Origin of the sequence: Bacillus sp. JJ1562 (genome assembly GCF_036962705.1) — a bacterium.
Lineage (GTDB): Bacteria > Bacillota > Bacilli > Bacillales > Bacillaceae_L > Ferdinandcohnia.
On record NZ_JBALOQ010000036.1, the window covers coordinates 1,601 to 19,738 of the forward strand.

Genomic DNA, 18,138 nt, shown 5'->3' on the forward strand with positions numbered 1-18,138 from the left:
CCCACTGAATAAAGTTATACAATTGCCTACTATAGTTTATCTTTATTAAATTGAATGGTTCGCCCAAATTGCCAAAACCATATTCATATTGTTAAAATGGGAATAGTAAAAATATTATGGATTTGAGGTTAGGTTAATGGAAGATCGGATTCTACAAAAATTACAAACATTTTTCCTAGAGGCAAATGAGGAAGAAAGACAAGCAATGGAACATGTAATCGATGCTGTGATTCGTAAACAAACAAAACAAAATGGCTCATACATTGGTGCATTAATGCAAACTGACCGACAAGTGATTGATGACGAAACCTATGAAATTACCATTCCAAACACGGAACTTATTCAAAATCTACTACAAATTGTCCATGGAGGCATCACAGCTACTTTGCTTGATTCCGCAATGGGTTCAGTTGTACATTATGTCCTTCCAAAAGAAAAGGTAGCAGTAACAACCGAAATGAAAATTAATTATGTGGCACCAGGAATCGGAAAAGAATTACGGTGTGTTGCACAAATAATCCATAAAGGAACAAAAATTTGTGTAACCGAAGGTAGAGTTTACCGTGATGACGGAAAGTTAATCGCACATGCAACCGGAAGTTTCTTTATCATTGACCGACCATCAATAAAATAACAAAGGATAAAAATGAAAAGTAAGCAATACATGTTGTCGTATTACTTACTTTTCTTCTTAGTCCCATACTTGAATAAAGTTTTGTGTGTAGTATTTTTCATAAACCCCTACTCCGAGGTAATTGTATTCTTCATTTAACAGTGTTTCTCGATGACCTTCACTATTAAGCCAGCCTTCAACAGCCGCGATCCCGTCCACATATTTGGCTGCAATATTTTCTCCTGCCAACTGATAGCTTACCTCTCCTTCTGCAAGTCTATCCGCAAGACCACCTTTTGTCGGGGAAGTATGGTCAAAGTAATTATTCACTTTCATATCTTTACTATGTAAATAAGCAACTTCTGCTAATTGTTCATCTCCTTTTAACGAATGTATACCATGTCTTATCCGAATGACATTCGTTAAATCAAGGATTTGGGCTTTGTTGCCCTGTTCAATTTCCTTCCATTCTACATGTGTGACTATTTTCGCTGATAGTAATTTTCCTCGGTATGCTAATTCATAGGGACGAAGTTTGATTAAGGTTTTTCCATCTAGAATACGAATACTAGATACTTTGTTCGTAAATATATCAACATATAGTTGAATATAGACATTCCCCATTGCAATTAAAGGTCTTGCTTTCATTTCCTCTTCTGTTAATTCAAATCGATAAGGGTTTTTATCTACGTTTAATGAAATTTTTGGTTTTATTAACCCTTTTGTATGCAGTTCTTCTATAGGTTGTCCGATTTCAAAAGGTTCAACGAGAACCTCATTGCCTGTTCCAAATACAGTAACAACTCTACCATTTTCGATTCCAACTTGGATGTAATTTTGTGGATTTGCGTTATACACCCACCAGTCATAATCATAGGATGAGCGATCGATTCGATGAGGTTCTCCTAACTTTTCTATTATTTGCGTGCTTTCCATACCAATGAACGAGATAAGGCCATTATATTGGTGGATTTCTTTTTGATAAGGGATGTTTTGTTTCGATGTGCTCGAATAATTTAATATTGCTGGTGTATGCTCAACACCATTCACGAATCCTGTTCTTCCATGTTTAATAGAAATATAATAAATGCTAGAAGCTAAAAGTAAGATGGTAACTGCAATCTTTGCAAACTTCAGAAGAACCACTTCCTAACATTGAACTTATTTCTATCATGTATATTAATATTTTGCTAGATTTATGCGTTATAGAAGAAAAATAAACAGGCACCCTCTTGGTGCCTGTGCTTTAGTGAAGTTGGTCTTGTTCGGAAATATCACTTAATGCTTCTCCAGCAAAATTATCAGATGTTTTATTTGTCGATAAATCACCTAGTGATAAAATTCCAACTAATTGATCATTTTCGACAACTGGTAGACGTCTAATTTGATGGTTTGCCATCAATTGTGAAGCCTCCTCAAGAGAAGTATCAGGTGTACAAGTAATTAAGTTTTCACTCATTACATTTGTCACTTGATTTGAACCAGATCTTTTTTCTGCATATCCTCGAACTACTAAATCACGATCAGTGATCATTCCAATTAATTTCTTATCCTCCAAAATGGGAATCGCACCAATATCTAAATCCTTCATTTTAACGGCAACTTCATATACATTATCAAGGGGCGTACAATATTCAATATCAGTACTCATTACGTCGCGAACAGAGTTCATTGTAACCTCCACTTTCTATCCATTTATTTTCCAATAAACATTTGTGTCCAGTATTGTCTCTTTGAACCACCTTCTGCGTATCCAACACCAATATGGGTAACATCCCGCTTTAGAATATTTGCACGATGTCCAGGGCTGTTCATCCATGCATTTACGACTTCCTGTGGTGTTCTTTGCCCAGCTGCAATATTTTCTGCAGCAGTACGATAAGAAACACCAAAGTTTCGCATCATTGTAAATGGTGACCCATATGTCGGTGAAGTATGGTCAAAGTAGTTTCGATCTCTCATATCAACCGATTTAAAGCGTGCAACACGTGACAGCTCCCAATCAATCTTTAGGCTTGGTAAACCATATTTAGCACGTTGTTGGTTGGTTAAAGAGATAACTTGATTTTCAATACTTTTGACATTCTCCAAGATTGGAATCGTGACTTTTTGACCTGGATATATGAGGTTTGGGTTTTTAAACTGCGGGTTTGCTGAAATAATTTCTGACAAACCAACCTGATAACGGACTGCAATCTTCCATAGAGAATCCCCACGCTGTACGGTATATGTAGTTGTACCTTGTCCATTCGCCATCATTGGACTACTTAAGACAAAAAATAAGCTCGTAATTATTAAAAGTATCTTCTTCAATTTTTTCCCTCCTTTCCATATTAGTTTGACCAAAAATTTCAATCAAATGCGCCTTGGCGTATTTGCGCTCGATTTTTTTAGGCTCACACAAAGTAGGTCACAAAGACGTTGCCACAGGACGTGACGTTCTTAGTCTTCGTTCACTTTATCAGGCTTTTACTGGCAGTTGGCCCTTCATGAGGGCTTAGTGCCAGTTAATGCTGAAAAATTCCCTTTAAAAAATCATGGCATCCGCCGGAGGATATAACTTTATTCAGTCATGCCGAATAAAGTTATATTTCACATAAAATATTTTTTATTTTTAGTGACATATTAATGTCAAACGTTGCAACTTGTATCTTTTCGTACTATTATTATACTGAGAACATATAAATCGTTAGTTGACGGTTTTTGGAGGGATTTTTAAATGAGATTTGAAAAAACGGGGATTGAGAACGTAACAATCGATTTACCAAGAATAACTGACATAATGAGATCAGAAGGATTTGTTCTCGCAGGTCAGTGGGATTATGAAAGAATTACATACGACCGTAAGTTTGAACTAAAAGGTGATACTTACTACCTTCGTGTACAAGGTTATGCGGTTGAAGGAATTATCGAAGAAAATGCAAAAGATGCTGTAATCAAATTGCTTACACCTTTTGTTGGTAAGTGGTATTATCCAACCGGTGTTGAATATGGCGAAGATGAAAACTTCCCTAATTCACTAATTGATCAATGTAACCGCATCCTTGCAAAAGTAAAAGAAGAAATCGATGCAGTCGTAAACGCATAAAAACGAAAAGTGCAAGCGCCTTGCTCAGCCCCGACAAGCATAAGACAAGACAGCGAGAAGGTTGCACTTTAAACCTTCTTGATGGATTGGCTTATGACCTCGAGGGGCTAGGCGCTGAAGCTAGACAACCGTACACAAAAAAGGAACAGCACGTGCTGTTCCTTTTTTTATGTTGTCGCAAGTGTTTGCGAATTCGTAAGTCCTTCTACTTTTATTGTTAAGCTTGAAAGACTAATGCCAGTCATGCTTTTTATCTCATGTGAAATGGTTTCTTGTAGAAGCTCGCATGTCTTTTTAATTTCTAAACCGTATTCAATGGCAATCTTGACCTCAAGGGCAATCCCTTCTTCTTCTTCAATAACTGTTATCCCGTTTTTATGGAAATTCCGATTCAGAATGCCAGAAAACCCATCCTTAAAACCAGAAACAATCGTTATCCCTTCCGTATCCTCAGCACATATGGAAGCAATCATTGCCAACACATCGTTCTTAATATAAAGAGAACCATTTTCTAATGATTTTCGAACCAACCCAACCACAACTCCTTCCCATTTTCAAAACCACAAAGGTTACTCCTACCATATGCAATAAGGAATGAATTGGGCACTCGTCTAGAAAAATATCATATCAAATGCGCCTTGGCGTATTTGTGCCCGATTTTTTTCGGCTTGCACGAAAAATTTCCTTTGAAAAATCGTGGCATCCGCCGGAGTCTTTAAATTTATTCAGGACTACTCCTGAATAAATTTAAATGACCTTACGAAGCTCCCAGGTTAAAAATCTACCATCCTTCTTTGTACATCTCATCCCTAATTTTTCAAACAACTTGATTGATTGATAATTACTATCACTACATTCCATTAATACCTTTTTCGCATCAGCTTGGGTAACAAGCCAATCGATTAAAGCATCAACTGCTTCATAGGTTAATTTCGTCTTCTGATAATCACGATTCATCGTATACGTCAATTGGACATTACCTTTCTTATCCGGTTTCCCATGAAGATAAATATCGCCAATGATCCGTTTATCAGCGTAATTAATGATTAGCCATAATCCCCAGCCATAATGACTCTCATCCTTCTCTAGCTTTTCTATATAAAACGGAAGAGTACCAGTTATTAATGGAGTTGGCCAGTTTTGTGGAATCGTTATAGGTGATCGTTTTTCAAGTTCTTTGCGGTGAAAAACTAATGATTTGGCAATATCCAAAGAACATGGAACCAATAATAAGTTTTCTGTAAAGATCTCAATCATCCTTAACACTCCCCTCAAACGAAAATGAAAATTTTCAAAGCTACTAACATGTGAAACGAAATACAAAATAAAAAGGTGCTCTAGAATATTGTATTCTAGAACACCTTATACATATTACAAACAATAATATTTGGATATCGTTAAAAACCTAATATTGCTTTTAACATGGATGTTGTTTCCCCGCCCTTATAAAAGACGTACAGTAAGAAATATACCGCAACACCCGTTAGAGCTGAGAAAAACCAAATAATGCTTGTAATTGGTCCAAGCTTGCGATGCTTTGCAATTTTATTTTTATAGCCAAGATATAGTGTAATGACCCCGAATATCGCACCTGTTGTTGCCAGGAAAATATGAAAGATTAAGAAAATCGTATAGTATACCTTCACATCGTCAGGACCACCAAATGATGTATTTCCGATAAAAATCGTTCTTGACATATAAATAACAAAGAAAATCAAAGCAAAAATAGCAGCAGTCGTCATCGCTTTTTTATGAGCATCTATTTTTTTCTGTTTAATCAAATACCAACCGATGGCAACAGTTACTGCACTTAAAATGATAAAAGTCGTGCTCAATGTAGGCAGAATCGGTAAATTCATGTTTAACCTCTCTCACAGTTTCTCTTTAATTCGTTTGTGGTTTAAGTAATTGCTCGTCTAATATTTTTTCTTCTTCTCGCTCTTTACGAACCCATTCAAAGAATACCTTAGCTAGTAGAATAGCGTACACAAACTCTTGAATAATTTTCATTATGACACCGCCAGTACGTTGGTCTTCGAGCGGCGGCATAAAGTTAAACATCTCTGGACCAGTAAGATTAATACTTGCTAGCATAGATGCTGGTACACAAAGTGCGAGTGCAGTCATCCACGAACTCAGATCAGTATATGTTGAATACATTGCTGTATCTGAAAAAATGATTAGGGCACATGCAGGTGTTAATAACATACCATCAGCAAAAATATACGCAACTTTTTTAAGACCACTCAATGTGTTCCACTCTTCTAATTTATTGATTAATGGCCACCACATAAAGAAGGCAGCAATAAAAATAAAAGTTGTCGTTGCGGCATGAATGAATACATCTGTTTTTACAAAGTCAAAAAGTAGTGGGATATGATAAAAAGAAAAAGAACCGTTAAACATTACTAAAGCAATTAAAGGCTTTGTAAGGAACTTAAAAAGTGGCTTTACTACTTTGAGATTTATAAACTTTCTCCATAACCAGTTTGGCACACCTAAAATAAAAAATGCCGGTACAATTAAATAAAGAACAGCCATTTGCGTCATATGAGCAGTCATAGTCATATGGCCTAATAGATCAAGCGGACTTCCTTTGCACAAATAAAGTAGGATAATCCCTATCACAAATAAAATCTTTGTTTTAACTGACGTAGGTTCAGAATGGGCAAATCGATGTCTCCATGGACCAACAATCATTAAATATAGAATCGTAACGACTATAAGTGAAGCTAAAAAATAGGGACTCCATAATGCCCGAAAACCAAAGATATCTATAGACATCTTCAACTCACCCCTTTTAGTAATATAAACAATATACAGATACTATTAATTATACTCTTAGGGAAATAGCCATGCAAACAAACCATTTATGAACATTTCTTGTCTAAATTAGAAAAGTGCTAGAGATTGAAAAAAAGTCGGCTTTTACACCGACTTTTTCCAACTCTTACCACCAAATGATTGTCATGAAGCATAGGACTGTTACAGCAGCAATTAATACTCCTGAAAACATGAACATTTTTGGTGCTTCATGTCCTTTATGATTCATGTGCATGAAGTAATACAATTGTAAGATAACCTGAATTACAGCTAGAAGTAGGATGAATGGTACTACAACATATGGTGAAAATTGACCAGATCCAACTGCAATAAAGGCAATGATCGTAAGGAAAATCATGAGGGCAAAAGAAATAACATGATGTTTCATTTCTTCCGCACTTTTTCTTCTACGATAGGCTAAATCAACATTTGTGTTATTTGAATTATTTGCCATGTGATTATCCCACCATTCCCATTAGATATACAACAGTAAAGATGAACACCCATACTACGTCAATAAAGTGCCAGTAAAGGCTAAAGACATAAAACTTAGGTGCATTATATAGATCTAATCCACGGTTAGCGTTTCGGAACATTATTGTAAGAGCCCAACATAATCCGAATAGCACGTGAGCACCGTGAGTTCCTACAAGTAAATAGAATGCGGATCCAAATGCACTACCTGTGATTGTATGACCTAAATGTACATAATGTTGAAACTCATAGATTTCTAATCCTAAGAAAGCTGCACCAAGTAGTACAGTTAGACCTAACCAAAGCTGCATTTTCTTGAAATTAAAGTTTTTCATATGATACATAGCGTACACACTAGTTAATGAACTAGTTAAAAGGATCATAGTCATCGCAAAAGCAAGTGGTATTTCGAACAAATCCTGTGATGCTGGACCTGTACCATTACTTTTGTTCAATGCTAGATATGTTGCGAAAAGGGAAGCGAATAGAACTGTCTCGCCTCCAAGAAAAAGCCAAAAACCGATAAATTTATTTTTTCCTTCTAGGGTCGCTTTTTCAGGCTCTGCAGGAAATGTTTCAGCTGTTAATTTTTCTTCCACTTGCATTATGCCTCAACCCCTTTCTTGTCGTCATCATCCATTAATTCTGCTTTGTGAATGTGGTATCCATGATCATCAATAATTGAACGTAAGAACATAGAACCAAATGTAATGATTCCTCCAATGATCATCACTGGAACTGACCAACTTACACCATCTGGATGGTGCAAGAAACCAAATGCTGCAACAAATAGTCCTAAAGAAATCGTGAAAGGTAAGAATGAGCTGTTTGGCATATGAATGTCTCCAAGTGGTTCTGCAGGAGTCATTTCTTTTTTGCCTTGCATTTTTTCTACCCACAAAGCATCTAAACCACGAACTAAAGGTAATTGCTTAAAGTTATATTCTGGTGGTGGTGAAGCGATTGCCCACTCAAGTGTACGGCCATCACCCCATGCATCGGCAGAAACATTTTCTCCTTTAATAGATGTAATCACAACGTTATAAAGAAGAACTAGTACTCCAACTGCCATAAATGCAGCACCAACTGAACTGATCATGTTTCCAAGGTCCCAACCATGGTTAGGTAAGAAAGTGAATACACGTCGTGGCATACCCATTAGACCAAGGAAGTGCTGGATAAAGAAAGTTAAATGGAAACCGATTAGGAATAACCAGAAAGTGATTTTACCTAAAGTTTCGTTTAGAATTTTACCAAACATTTTTGGCCACCAGTAGTGAGTAGCTGCGAATACTGCTAATACAACACCACCAACAATAACATAGTGGAAGTGAGCAACTACGAAATAAGTATCATGATACTGATAGTCTGCTGGCGCAGAACCTAACATAACACCAGTCACCCCACCCATGATGAAAGATGGAATAAATGCAACTGCATATAACATAGGTGTTGTAAATTTCATTGAACCGCCCCACATTGTGAAGAGCCAGTTAAAGATTTTAATACCGGTTGGTACGGCAATTGCCATTGTAGCTACCGCGAAAATTGAGTTCGCAATTGGTCCTAAACCTGTTGTAAACATGTGGTGAGCCCACACCATGAATCCTAAGAAACCAATTAGAACTGTTGCGAATACCATTGAAGAATATCCGAATAGTCTTTTTCTAGAGAATGTAGCAAAAATCTCAGAGAAAATACCGAACGCTGGGAGAATTAAGATATACACTTCTGGGTGTCCGAAGATCCAGAATAAGTGTTCCCAAATGATTGTATTTCCGCCCATTGATGGAACGAAGAAAGCTGTACCAAAGATACGGTCAAACATCATTAATAATAACCCTACAGTTAATGGAGGGAATGCAAATAGAATTAATGCTGATGCTACAAACGTAGTCCATGTGAATAATGGCATACGCATATATGTCATTCCAGGTGCTCTCATAGTGATGATAGTCGCTAGAAAGTTAATACCACCAATTAATGTACCAATACCTGAAATTTGAAGTCCTAGTACATAGAAGTCAATACCATGACCTTCTGAGTGTAATGCAAGTGACGCATAAGAAGTCCAACCAGCATCAGGTGCACCCCCCATAAACCAACTTAAGTTTAGGAATACTCCTCCGAAAAAGAATAACCAGAAACCTAAAGCATTTACAAATGGGAACGCAACGTCACGTGCACCGATTTGAAGTGGCATGACGGCATTCATAAATCCAAGTAAAAGCGGCATGGCTGCCAAGAAAATCATGGTTGTACCATGCATAGTTAAAAGTTCATTAAAAAAGCCGGCACTTACAAAATTATTATCAGGTATAGCAAGCTGAATCCTGATAATAAGGGCTTCGATTCCACCAACTAGGAAGAAAAAACCACCAGCCATTATATAAAGTTTAGCAATTTTTTTATGGTCAACCGTAGTTAAATAATCCCATAAAACAGCACCAAACCCTTTTTTCTGAGTTAAAGTACTCACAATGTGACCTCCTTATTCCATAATCTTACTGTTCGATTTTAAGTCCCATTAGATATTCAGCTAAAGCATCCAAGTCTTGGTCAGATAAACCTTTACTATCATAAGTATCAGTCATGTTATTTCCTGGCTTAATTGATTCAGGATCCTTCAACCAATCCTTTAAATTATCTTCATTAAATTCTAATTTTCCAGCGATACTAGAGCGATCACCGAAATTAGCTAAGCTTGGTGCAGTCGGACGCTTTTCACCAGGATCAATTGCGTGACAGTTGAGACAGCCATTTGTAGTAAATAATTCCTCCCCTGCTTTTGCAACATCATTAGCAGGTACATGTTCTACATCCTTAGCAGCAACCATACTGCTGATCCATTGATCATATTCTGCACGTGGAACTGGTTTTACTTTAAAATCCATTAAAGCATGTGAAGGGCCACATAGCTCAGCACATTTACCATACAGTAATCCACCTGCTTCTTCTGTTTTTTCAGAGTCAAACTCTAACCAGAATTTGTTTACGTTATCTGTATTAGTGTCTAATTTTCCTCCAGCTGCTGGGATCCAGAATGAGTGCTTTACATCTGCAGCTATAAGGTTAAAATAAACTTTTTCATCAGTAGGAACAACAAGCTCCTGGGCAGTTACAATGCCTTCTCCAGGGTATTCAAATTCCCACCAATATAGATTTGCAGTTACATTGACAACAACGGCATCTTCATCTTGTTCCATCGCTTTTACATCAGCTAATTTAAAAGTAGCAGATACAGTCGGAATTGCTAGAACCAAAAGCAAAAGAATCGGAATAGTAGTCCAAATTATTTCTAATGTGTGATTTCCCTCAACTTGCTTAGGAATCTTGTTCTCGCCAACTTTTTTACGTCTAAATTTGACTAAGGCAATAACAAAGATTACTGTAACAATTGCAATAACGATTACCATGATTAATGTCGCAAGGATCATTAAATCGTATTGCATTTTTGCAACTTCCCCTGCTGGGGTAAGTGCAGAAACGAATGGTTCCCCACACCCTGCTAACAGCAGCGCCATAAAACTTAACAGTGAAAATAAGCGCAATTTTGGTAGCCATTTTTTCATAGCTTAATCAAACCCCTCTTTCAATTATATTTTGCTACTATCTTTATGAAAAAGATATTAAATCCCCCTACTTGAAATAGAAGAATTATTTATATTTTGAAACCCACCTACACTAGTGTAACGATGATCATTGTTACAAACATGATCGTTAAGTAGTTAAGTGAGTAAACAAACATTTGTTTTGCCCATTTGATATCATCCTTCATTTTAAATCCCCTAAATCCTAGGACTAACCATCCGATATTTAGGAGAGTTGCAATTAAAACAAATAGGCCGCCTAAAGAAAACATATAAAAAGGAAGTGGTAGCAAGCAAAGAACCCAAATCATGATTTGTCTCTTTGTCATTGCAAACCCGTGAACAACTGGCAACATTGGAACTCCTGCCGCACGGTATTCTTCTACCCGCCTCATCGCAAGTGCTAAAAAGTGAGGTGGTTGCCAGATAAACATAATCAAAAACAAGAGCCACGCTACTGCGTGTAATTCTGGGTCAATCGCTGCCCAACCAATGAGTGGAGGCACCGCCCCTGATATACTACCAATTACGGTATTAATTGTATACCTACGTTTTGACCATATTGTATATAAAAATATATATGAGAAAACACCTACTAAACCAATTACTGCTGCAGTAACTGTAGTGAGAAGTAGAAATCCAGTTCCTATTAGTATGAGTATTATTCCCAATCCTAAAACATGTTTCGGATTAATTCTACCAGTTACAGTTGGACGTACTTTAGTACGTTCCATCACATGATCAATATCTCTATCATAGTAGTTATTTACTGCGCAAGAACCAGCTATTACTAGTGCGGAGCCTATAAGCGTATATAAGACAATATCTATCTCGTGCAAAAAGCTTTTACCTGTGAAAAACAAAGCAAGCCATACACCCGTAAACGCAGTTATAAGATTGGAATTTACAATCCCAATTTTAATGAGTGCGAGGAAATCCTTATAGGCAGTGGTTCGATATTCCTGATCACGAATTTCTTTGTTTTGTATTTTTTCATCTGTACCAAGTACAGATCTTGTCGTCGTCATCGTGAAGCCTCCTTATTATCTTGAATCTTACTTTCAATTACATTACATTGTATTGAATATAGCAAACTTATCAACCAACCTCGTAGATTATGTAGGTAAATCTGATTTTGAAAATCTATAACCATTTTGTACTTATTTCAGTCTTAAAAAACGCAGTAATAATAAATAAAGCGTTTTCGGGTTTAGCGTTATGTAAAGTGAGTTCAATTTTATCTTATGAAGGTATTATACTGTTGATATAATAAATTATATTTAAAAAACTACCCTTTCTGTATATTAAATCACATTTTGTAGGTTTTTTGTGAACATTTTGTTAAGAATTTATGACTATTTTGTGACCTTTTAGGCGAAGACAAAACCGTGATATTAATACTATTTGCACTATAATAATAGTGTTAATCCCGTGTTTTTACGAACTTGTCGAAAATTAAATCTCCTCCCTATCTATTTCTAGCAAACTCCTTCACAATATTCAACCTTTTTTACTACAATAATAAATTTTTTTCAAATTTAGGTGGGTTGTAAAGAATTCGTAAATTGTGTAATATCGAGATGAGCATTTCTTTGAATTTTATCTATTATTTAGATAAGATGAATATCGTAGAAATATAATTGAATACTAGAAAATAAATTGTTCTATCAAGGTAAGAAGGTGATTTTTTGAGCCGTTCGTTAAAATGGTTATCGGTTCTAACTACGATTGGTATGCTGTTTGTGTTACTTGGTGGCGCCCTTGTAACAAAAACTGAATCTGGTGCTGGTTGTGGAGATTCATGGCCACTCTGTCACGGGCAGTTGATTCCTGATGAAATAACGTTTGAATTGGTTGTTGAACTGAGTCATAGGGTCGTTTCTGGAGTTGTTGGGATCTTAGTTCTCGTTTTATCAATCTGGGCCTGGAAAGCAATTGGCCACATTAGAGAAACAAAATTTTTAGCATTTATATCATTCTTTTTCTTGGTTCTACAAGGATTGATTGGTGCGGCAGCGGTTATGTGGGGACAATCTGATATTGTACTAGCTCTTCATTTTGGAATTTCGCTCATATCCTTTGCGTCAGTGTTGCTATTGACTTTGCTTATTTTTGAAGTTGATAAGAAGTTTGATGCCGATTCACTTGTGATCAACAAAAAGCTACGAACGCAGTTTTACGCAATAACGATTTATAGTTTAGTTGTTGTATATACTGGTGCATTAGTACGACACGTTGGTGCTTCCCTTGCTTGTCCTGATTGGCCAGTTTGTACATATAACAATATTGGCCTCCCTACTCAAATGCATGAATGGGTTCAGATGGGGCATAGACTGCTGGCTGGTATATTGTTTATCTGGGTATTGTTACTTGCTATCCGAATTTTTAGGCATTATAAGCACGAAAAGGTTCTCTATCATGGTTGGATGATTGTACTAGGATTAATTTCGTTACAAGTCATTTCAGGTGCAGTTGTTGTATTCTCCGACCTTAATCTTTTTGTCGCTCTTGCACATGCTTTATTTATCGCTTGTTTATTTGGTGTTTTTAGTTACTTTATATTGTTATCTTCAAGAAGTAAGCGAAATGAAGTGACATTAAAAGAAGAAGCTGAAAATGCAAATGGAGAAACAATTAATCAAAATCAAACTGTCACAGTTCAATAACACAAAAAAACTGAGGGTCTCCCTCAGTTTTTTTGCATAAAAAGAGCCCCAAAATTTGTCTTTGGGGCTCTTTGAGATTATTTTGTTAGTTCTAGTAAAAGGTCACCTGTTTGGATAGCTTCACCATTCGCAACGTGAATATCCTTTACTACACCTGAGAATGGAGCTTGAACAGTAGTTTCCATCTTCATTGCTTCTGTGATCATGAGATGGTCTCCTTTATTTACTTTATCGCCTTTTTCTACTAATACTTTAACAACTGTACCTGGCATTGTAGCGCCAATATGGTTTTCGTTATCACGATCTGCCTTTAACTTTGCAACAACAGTTGATTTGATATTTGAATCCTTAACGATAACTTCACGAGGCTGACCATTCAATTCAAAATAGACAATCCTTGTGCCGTCGGGCTGAGCTTGACCAACCGAAACAAGTTTAACAATTAATGTCTTCCCCTGTTCAATCTCTACTTCAATTTCCTCACCAAGTCTCATACCATAAAGGAAAGTTGGTGTATCTAAAACTGAAATATCGCCAAACAGCTCAAACGTTTTTTGGTAGTCCATGAATACCTTAGGATATAACGCATATGAGATCATATCTTTATTCGCCACATCACGATTTAGGCTGTGAGTTAATGTATCTTTTACATCACTGAAATCAACAGACTCTAGTAATTCACCAGGGCGAACGGTAATAGGCTCTCGTCCCTTTAAAATGATGCGTTGAAGCTCTCTAGGGAATCCACCATGTGGTTGACCTAAATATCCTTCAAATAATTCTACTACGGAATCAGGAAAATCTAGTGTTTCTCCTCTTTCATAAATATCATCTTCAGTTAGGTTGTTTTGAACCATATATAGTGCCATATCTCCAACTACTTTAGAAGATGGTGTTACCTTAACAATATCGCCGAACATTTCATTTACACGACGATACATTTCTTTAACCTCTTCCCATCTAGAGCCAAGTCCAACTCCCTTAGCTTGTTGTTGAAGGTTACTATATTGTCCACCAGGCATTTCGTGCTGGTAGATTTCAGTATGTGGAGCATTCATGCCACTTTCGAAATCTTGATAGTAACTACGAACACCTTCCCAGTAACGTGCAATCTCTTCATAAGCTGTTACAGAAAGTTCAGGCTTTCTTTCAGTACCTTCTAGTGCATATAATAATGAGTTTGCACTTGGTTGAGATGTTAGACCAGCCATTGAACTTACCGCTACATCGACAATATCAACACCCGCTTCAATCGCTTTTGCATAAGTGAATAATCCATTTCCACTTGTATCATGCGTGTGTAAGTGAATTGGAATCGATACTGTCTCCTTCAATTCAGAAATTAACGCATATGCTGCTTGAGGCTTTAGCAATCCTGCCATATCCTTGATTCCAAGAATATGTGCACCTGATTGCTCTAGTTCTTTTGCTAGGACTTTGTAATATTGTAAATCATATTTGGTACGTGTTGGATCAGTAATGTCGCCAGTGTAACAAATAGCTGCTTCAGCAATTTTTCCATTGTTACGAACTGAATCAATCGCTAATGTCATACCTTTCACCCAGTTTAAGCTGTCAAAGATACGGAATACATCGATTCCAGACTCCGCTGATTCTTTAACAAATTCACGGATCAGATTATCCGGGTAATTTTTATATCCAACTGCATTTGACGCACGAAGCAGCATTTGGAATAAAATATTTGGGGCCTGCTTTCTTAATGTTGCAAGACGCTCCCAAGGATCCTCATTTAAGAAGCGGTATGCCACATCAAATGTTGCTCCACCCCACATCTCAAGTGAGAATAACTCCGGTAATAATCTAGCTGTTGGGTCTGCAATATGCGTAATATCATTCGTTCTAATTCTTGTAGCAAGTAGTGATTGGTGGGCATCACGGAATGTTGTATCAGTAAAAAGGACTTGTTTTTGTTCCTTTACCCAGTTCACTACACCTTCAGGACCATGTTGATCCAGAATCTGCTTTGTTCCTGTCGGTATTGGCTCACCATGTCTTACTTTAGGTAAGAATGGCTTATCAAACACAGGCTTTCTTTTCTTTTCAACACCAGGGAAACCGTTGACGGTAACTGTTCCAATATAGGCTAGCATCTTCGTACCGCGATCCTTAGGTTTAGGGAAAATAAACAACTCAGGTGATGAATCAATAAATGAAGTATCATATTCACCTGATAAGAATTTCTCATGCTTTACAACATTTTCCAAGAACGGAATATTCGTTTTAATTCCACGGATTCTGAATTCCTTCAAGTTTCTGACCATTTTGGATGCAGCATGCTCAAAAGTCAACGCTTGTGTAGATAGCTTAACTAATAGTGAATCATAATAAGGTGTAATAACTGCACCTTGGAATCCGTTTCCAGCATCTAAACGAACACCAAATCCGCCACCACTTCTATATGCGCTAATTTTACCTGTATCAGGCATAAAATTATTTAAAGGGTCTTCTGTTGTTACACGGGATTGAATTGCATACCCATGAGTATTAATTTCTTCCTGTGCCGGGATGCCAATTTCATTACTGTGTAAGGAATGACCCTCTGCAACCTTGATTTGTGTTTGAACGATATCAATTCCAGTAATCATTTCCGTGATTGTATGTTCAACCTGCACACGTGGATTTACTTCGATAAAGTAGAATTCTTCATTCGCTACAAGGAATTCAACAGTTCCAGCATTCACATACTGAACATTTTTCATTAGGTTAACCGCAGCATCACAAATATCTTGGCGTAATTCTTGCGATAATGAAACGCTTGGTGCTACTTCAACCACTTTTTGATGACGTCTTTGAACAGAGCAATCGCGCTCATAGAGATGAACGATATTTCCCCTGCTATCACCGATGATTTGAACTTCAATATGTTTTGGATTTTCAATTAGCTTTTCAATATATACTTCATCACTGCCAAATGCAGCTTTAGCTTCTGATTTAGCACGTTCGTACGATTCTTTAATTCCTGCCTTGTTACGGACAATACGCATTCCGCGTCCGCCTCCACCAAGAGATGCCTTGATGATTACAGGATAGCCGTTTTCTTCTCCAAATCTTACTGCCTCTTCTAAGCTTTTTAATGGTCCATCACTACCAGGAATAACCGGGATTTCTGCTTTTACTGCTTGGTGTCTTGCCTTTACCTTGTCACCAAACATATCTAAATGTGAAGTTCTAGGGCCAATGAAAATAATCCCCTCTTCCTCACATCTTCGTGCAAAATCAAGATTCTCGGATAAAAATCCATATCCTGGATGAATGGCATCAACATCATTTTCTTTTGCAATTTCAATAATTCCTTCAATATCCAAATAGGCATCAATTGGTTTCTTTCCTTCACCAACTAAATAAGCCTCATCCGCTTTATAGCGGTGATAAGAGCCTGCATCTTCCTTAGAATAGATAGCAACAGTACGAATATTTAACTCCGTACATGCCCTAAAAACACGTATTGCAATTTCTCCTCGATTGGCTACTAGAACCTTCTTGATGCGCTTGTCCATATAAATCCTCCTTCTAACACATTTCCAAAATTATAATACATTTTATCATCAACATATAGATTTTTTTCATCTATAAGAGACATAATTTTTTTGAAAAGAACGAGCCGGTTGACTTTCCGGTTGTTTTTCTTTTGTGCGATACATAGAATGATAGTTTGTAAACATTGAAACATTTATTAGGATTCCCATAGAGGCCATTAATAACAATAAAGAAGAACCTCCATAGCTAATAAATGGTAATGTAACCCCAGTAATCGGAATCAACCCCGTTAACCCTCCCAGATTAATAAAGGTCTGAATTGCAATCATGGAGGAAATGCCTATTGCAAGTAAACTTCCAAAAGGATCTGTACATTTTCTTGCAATTTGGAATCCTCGAAAAACAATATATGCTAACAATAATAATACAAATAAGACTCCAAATAAACCTAATTCTTCAGCAATTATTGCCATAATGAAATCTGTATGGGCTTCTGGAAGATAATTAAACTTTTGAATACTCTGTCCTAATCCAAGACCTTTCCAACCACCAGCACCTAAAGCTATGTAAGAGTTCACCAATTGATAGCCATTCTTTTCATCTTCAAAAGGATTCATGAATCCTAGAAAACGCCCCATTCGTCCTTCAGATAGTATCCCACCTGATAAGAAGTAGAGGAACGGCGATAAAAGTACTGCTGTAACAAGACCGACTAAGATTAGTTTACCAAGGCTTTTAAGGCTCATACCTGAACATAAAATGATAGTTAATGCAATTAACCCTATAATAAAAGCTGTTCCGTAGTCAGGTTGGATTGCTACTGTCATACATATAAAAAGGGTAAAAGCAATAGGTGGCATGACTGCTACTCCAAATTGATTGATATACGCTTGTTTTTTTGAATAAACAGCAGCAAGATAGATTATCACGCTCAACTTGGTAAATTCAGAGGGCTGAATCCCCCTTGCCCCTACCATAATCCAGCTTTGTGCATTATTTGCCGTATGACCTACAACAAATACTAATAAAAGCATTGCGACTGAACCTAGAACAATAGTAAGAAGAACTTTTTTTGATGCATATATTTTATAAGGTAAAATCATGGTAACAAAAAATGCAACTGTACCAGCAAGTAAGGCTACTTTTTGTCGATCAAAAAAGAAGGATGGATTTTCTCCAAACTTTGGGGCTGAGGCAATGACCATGCTTGCACTATAGACCATGACGAGTCCAAAAGAACATAAAAGAAATACAGCAACAACCAGGGTATAATCATATGATTTTAAAATTTTCTTAAGCATTGGCATCTTCCTCTAGAATACAAGGTATAATTATTTATTGTACTATACTTTTTCGGTTTATATCGCAAAAATCCTACATTTTCTT

Annotated in this window: 17 protein-coding genes; 3 read left to right on the forward strand and 14 right to left on the reverse strand. The window is 36.8% G+C overall.

From position 1 onward, the window contains the following. The first annotated feature begins 136 nt into the window (after positions 1–136). Positions 137–634 carry a PaaI family thioesterase gene (locus tag V7097_RS19775; protein ID WP_335705371.1) on the forward strand — a complete coding sequence of 166 codons (498 nt, stop codon included), beginning with the start codon at positions 137–139 and terminating at the stop codon, positions 632–634. Positions 635–691: 57 nt separating this feature from the next. Here the strand turns inward: V7097_RS19775 and V7097_RS19780 are convergent, their stop codons facing one another. From V7097_RS19780 to safA, 3 genes are all read right to left on the reverse strand, one after another. After that, positions 692–1,663, reverse strand: a complete 972-nt coding sequence (locus tag V7097_RS19780) for a CAP domain-containing protein (protein WP_335705372.1) — start codon at positions 1,661–1,663, stop codon at positions 692–694. Between the two features lie 196 nt (positions 1,664–1,859). Next, the gene (locus tag V7097_RS19785) at positions 1,860–2,285 is read right to left on the reverse strand and encodes a CBS domain-containing protein (RefSeq protein WP_335705373.1); all 426 of its coding nucleotides are present in this window, start codon (positions 2,283–2,285) and stop codon (positions 1,860–1,862) included. A gap of 23 nt (positions 2,286–2,308) precedes the next feature. After that, positions 2,309–2,926, reverse strand: coding sequence for a SafA/ExsA family spore coat assembly protein (gene safA, locus V7097_RS19790; protein ID WP_438824257.1), 618 nt, complete (start codon positions 2,924–2,926; stop codon positions 2,309–2,311). Between the two features lie 406 nt (positions 2,927–3,332). Between safA and V7097_RS19795 the strand changes: the two genes are divergently transcribed. Beyond that, positions 3,333–3,701: a YugN family protein gene (locus V7097_RS19795; RefSeq protein ID WP_335705374.1), complete on the forward strand. Its 369-nt coding sequence runs from the start codon at positions 3,333–3,335 to the stop codon at positions 3,699–3,701. A gap of 167 nt (positions 3,702–3,868) precedes the next feature. On the opposite strand, the gene V7097_RS19800 is transcribed toward V7097_RS19795, so the two are convergent. The 9 genes from V7097_RS19800 to cyoE all read right to left on the reverse strand — a co-directional run bounded on the left by V7097_RS19800 (position 3,869) and on the right by cyoE (position 11,616). Beyond that, complete coding sequence (locus V7097_RS19800) at positions 3,869–4,231, reverse strand: Asp23/Gls24 family envelope stress response protein (protein ID WP_335705375.1); 363 nt, start codon at positions 4,229–4,231, stop codon at positions 3,869–3,871. A 217-nt stretch (positions 4,232–4,448) separates the two neighbouring features. Further along, positions 4,449–4,958 (reverse strand): GNAT family N-acetyltransferase, encoded by a 510-nt coding sequence (locus V7097_RS19805; protein WP_335705376.1) that lies wholly within the window; start codon positions 4,956–4,958, stop codon positions 4,449–4,451. A 140-nt stretch (positions 4,959–5,098) separates the two neighbouring features. Further along, positions 5,099–5,560 carry a DUF420 domain-containing protein gene (locus V7097_RS19810; protein ID WP_335705377.1) on the reverse strand — a complete coding sequence of 154 codons (462 nt, stop codon included), beginning with the start codon at positions 5,558–5,560 and terminating at the stop codon, positions 5,099–5,101. A gap of 25 nt (positions 5,561–5,585) precedes the next feature. Continuing rightward, complete coding sequence (gene ctaG / locus V7097_RS19815; RefSeq protein WP_438824258.1) at positions 5,586–6,485, reverse strand: cytochrome c oxidase assembly factor CtaG; 900 nt, start codon at positions 6,483–6,485, stop codon at positions 5,586–5,588. 166 nt (positions 6,486–6,651) lie between these two features. Next, entirely contained in the window at positions 6,652–6,978 is a 327-nt protein-coding gene (gene ctaF, locus V7097_RS19820) for a cytochrome c oxidase subunit IVB (RefSeq protein WP_335705379.1), read from the reverse strand. Between the two features lie 4 nt (positions 6,979–6,982). Then, the gene (locus V7097_RS19825; protein WP_335705380.1) at positions 6,983–7,603 is read right to left on the reverse strand and encodes a cytochrome (ubi)quinol oxidase subunit III; all 621 of its coding nucleotides are present in this window, start codon (positions 7,601–7,603) and stop codon (positions 6,983–6,985) included. Further along, on the reverse strand, positions 7,603–9,477 hold the full coding sequence (gene ctaD / locus V7097_RS19830) for a cytochrome c oxidase subunit I (protein ID WP_438824259.1): 1,875 nt from the start codon (positions 9,475–9,477) through the stop codon (positions 7,603–7,605). The genes V7097_RS19825 and ctaD overlap by 1 nt, the downstream gene beginning before the upstream one ends. 25 nt (positions 9,478–9,502) lie before the next feature. Next, positions 9,503–10,570, reverse strand: coding sequence for a cytochrome c oxidase subunit II (coxB, locus tag V7097_RS19835; RefSeq protein WP_335705381.1), 1,068 nt, complete (start codon positions 10,568–10,570; stop codon positions 9,503–9,505). 107 nt (positions 10,571–10,677) lie between these two features. After that, a complete protein-coding gene (cyoE, locus tag V7097_RS19840) occupies positions 10,678–11,616 on the reverse strand; it encodes a heme o synthase (RefSeq protein ID WP_335705382.1) in 939 nt (312 codons plus the stop codon). Between the two features lie 660 nt (positions 11,617–12,276). Here cyoE and V7097_RS19845 point away from each other — a divergent pair. Then, positions 12,277–13,254 (forward strand): COX15/CtaA family protein, encoded by a 978-nt coding sequence (locus V7097_RS19845; protein ID WP_335705383.1) that lies wholly within the window; start codon positions 12,277–12,279, stop codon positions 13,252–13,254. A 77-nt stretch (positions 13,255–13,331) separates the two neighbouring features. Here V7097_RS19845 and pyc read toward each other — a convergent pair whose 3' ends face one another. Then, positions 13,332–16,772 (reverse strand): pyruvate carboxylase, encoded by a 3,441-nt coding sequence (gene pyc, locus V7097_RS19850; RefSeq protein ID WP_335705384.1) that lies wholly within the window; start codon positions 16,770–16,772, stop codon positions 13,332–13,334. A 66-nt stretch (positions 16,773–16,838) separates the two neighbouring features. Then, a complete protein-coding gene (gene ftsW, locus V7097_RS19855) occupies positions 16,839–18,053 on the reverse strand; it encodes a putative lipid II flippase FtsW (protein WP_335705385.1) in 1,215 nt (404 codons plus the stop codon). Between the last annotated feature and the right edge of the window lie 85 nt (positions 18,054–18,138).

Bases quoted from the DNA above. Each gene is read 5' to 3' on its own strand.
- coxB (WP_335705381.1), bottom strand. From the start codon at position 10,570: ATGAAAAAATGGCTACCAAAATTGCGCTTATTTTCACTGTTAAGTTTT.
- V7097_RS19775 (WP_335705371.1), top strand. From the start codon at position 137: ATGGAAGATCGGATTCTACAAAAATTACAAACATTTTTCCTAGAGGCA.
- V7097_RS19825 (WP_335705380.1), bottom strand. From the start codon at position 7,603: ATGCAAGTGGAAGAAAAATTAACAGCTGAAACATTTCCTGCAGAGCCT.
- V7097_RS19805 (WP_335705376.1), bottom strand. From the start codon at position 4,958: ATGATTGAGATCTTTACAGAAAACTTATTATTGGTTCCATGTTCTTTG.
- pyc (WP_335705384.1), bottom strand. From the start codon at position 16,772: ATGGACAAGCGCATCAAGAAGGTTCTAGTAGCCAATCGAGGAGAAATT.
- ctaG (WP_438824258.1), bottom strand. From the start codon at position 6,485: ATGTCTATAGATATCTTTGGTTTTCGGGCATTATGGAGTCCCTATTTT.
- V7097_RS19795 (WP_335705374.1), top strand. From the start codon at position 3,333: ATGAGATTTGAAAAAACGGGGATTGAGAACGTAACAATCGATTTACCA.
- cyoE (WP_335705382.1), bottom strand. From the start codon at position 11,616: ATGACGACGACAAGATCTGTACTTGGTACAGATGAAAAAATACAAAAC.
- ftsW (WP_335705385.1), bottom strand. From the start codon at position 18,053: ATGCTTAAGAAAATTTTAAAATCATATGATTATACCCTGGTTGTTGCT.
- V7097_RS19810 (WP_335705377.1), bottom strand. From the start codon at position 5,560: ATGAATTTACCGATTCTGCCTACATTGAGCACGACTTTTATCATTTTA.
- V7097_RS19785 (WP_335705373.1), bottom strand. From the start codon at position 2,285: ATGAACTCTGTTCGCGACGTAATGAGTACTGATATTGAATATTGTACG.
- ctaF (WP_335705379.1), bottom strand. From the start codon at position 6,978: ATGGCAAATAATTCAAATAACACAAATGTTGATTTAGCCTATCGTAGA.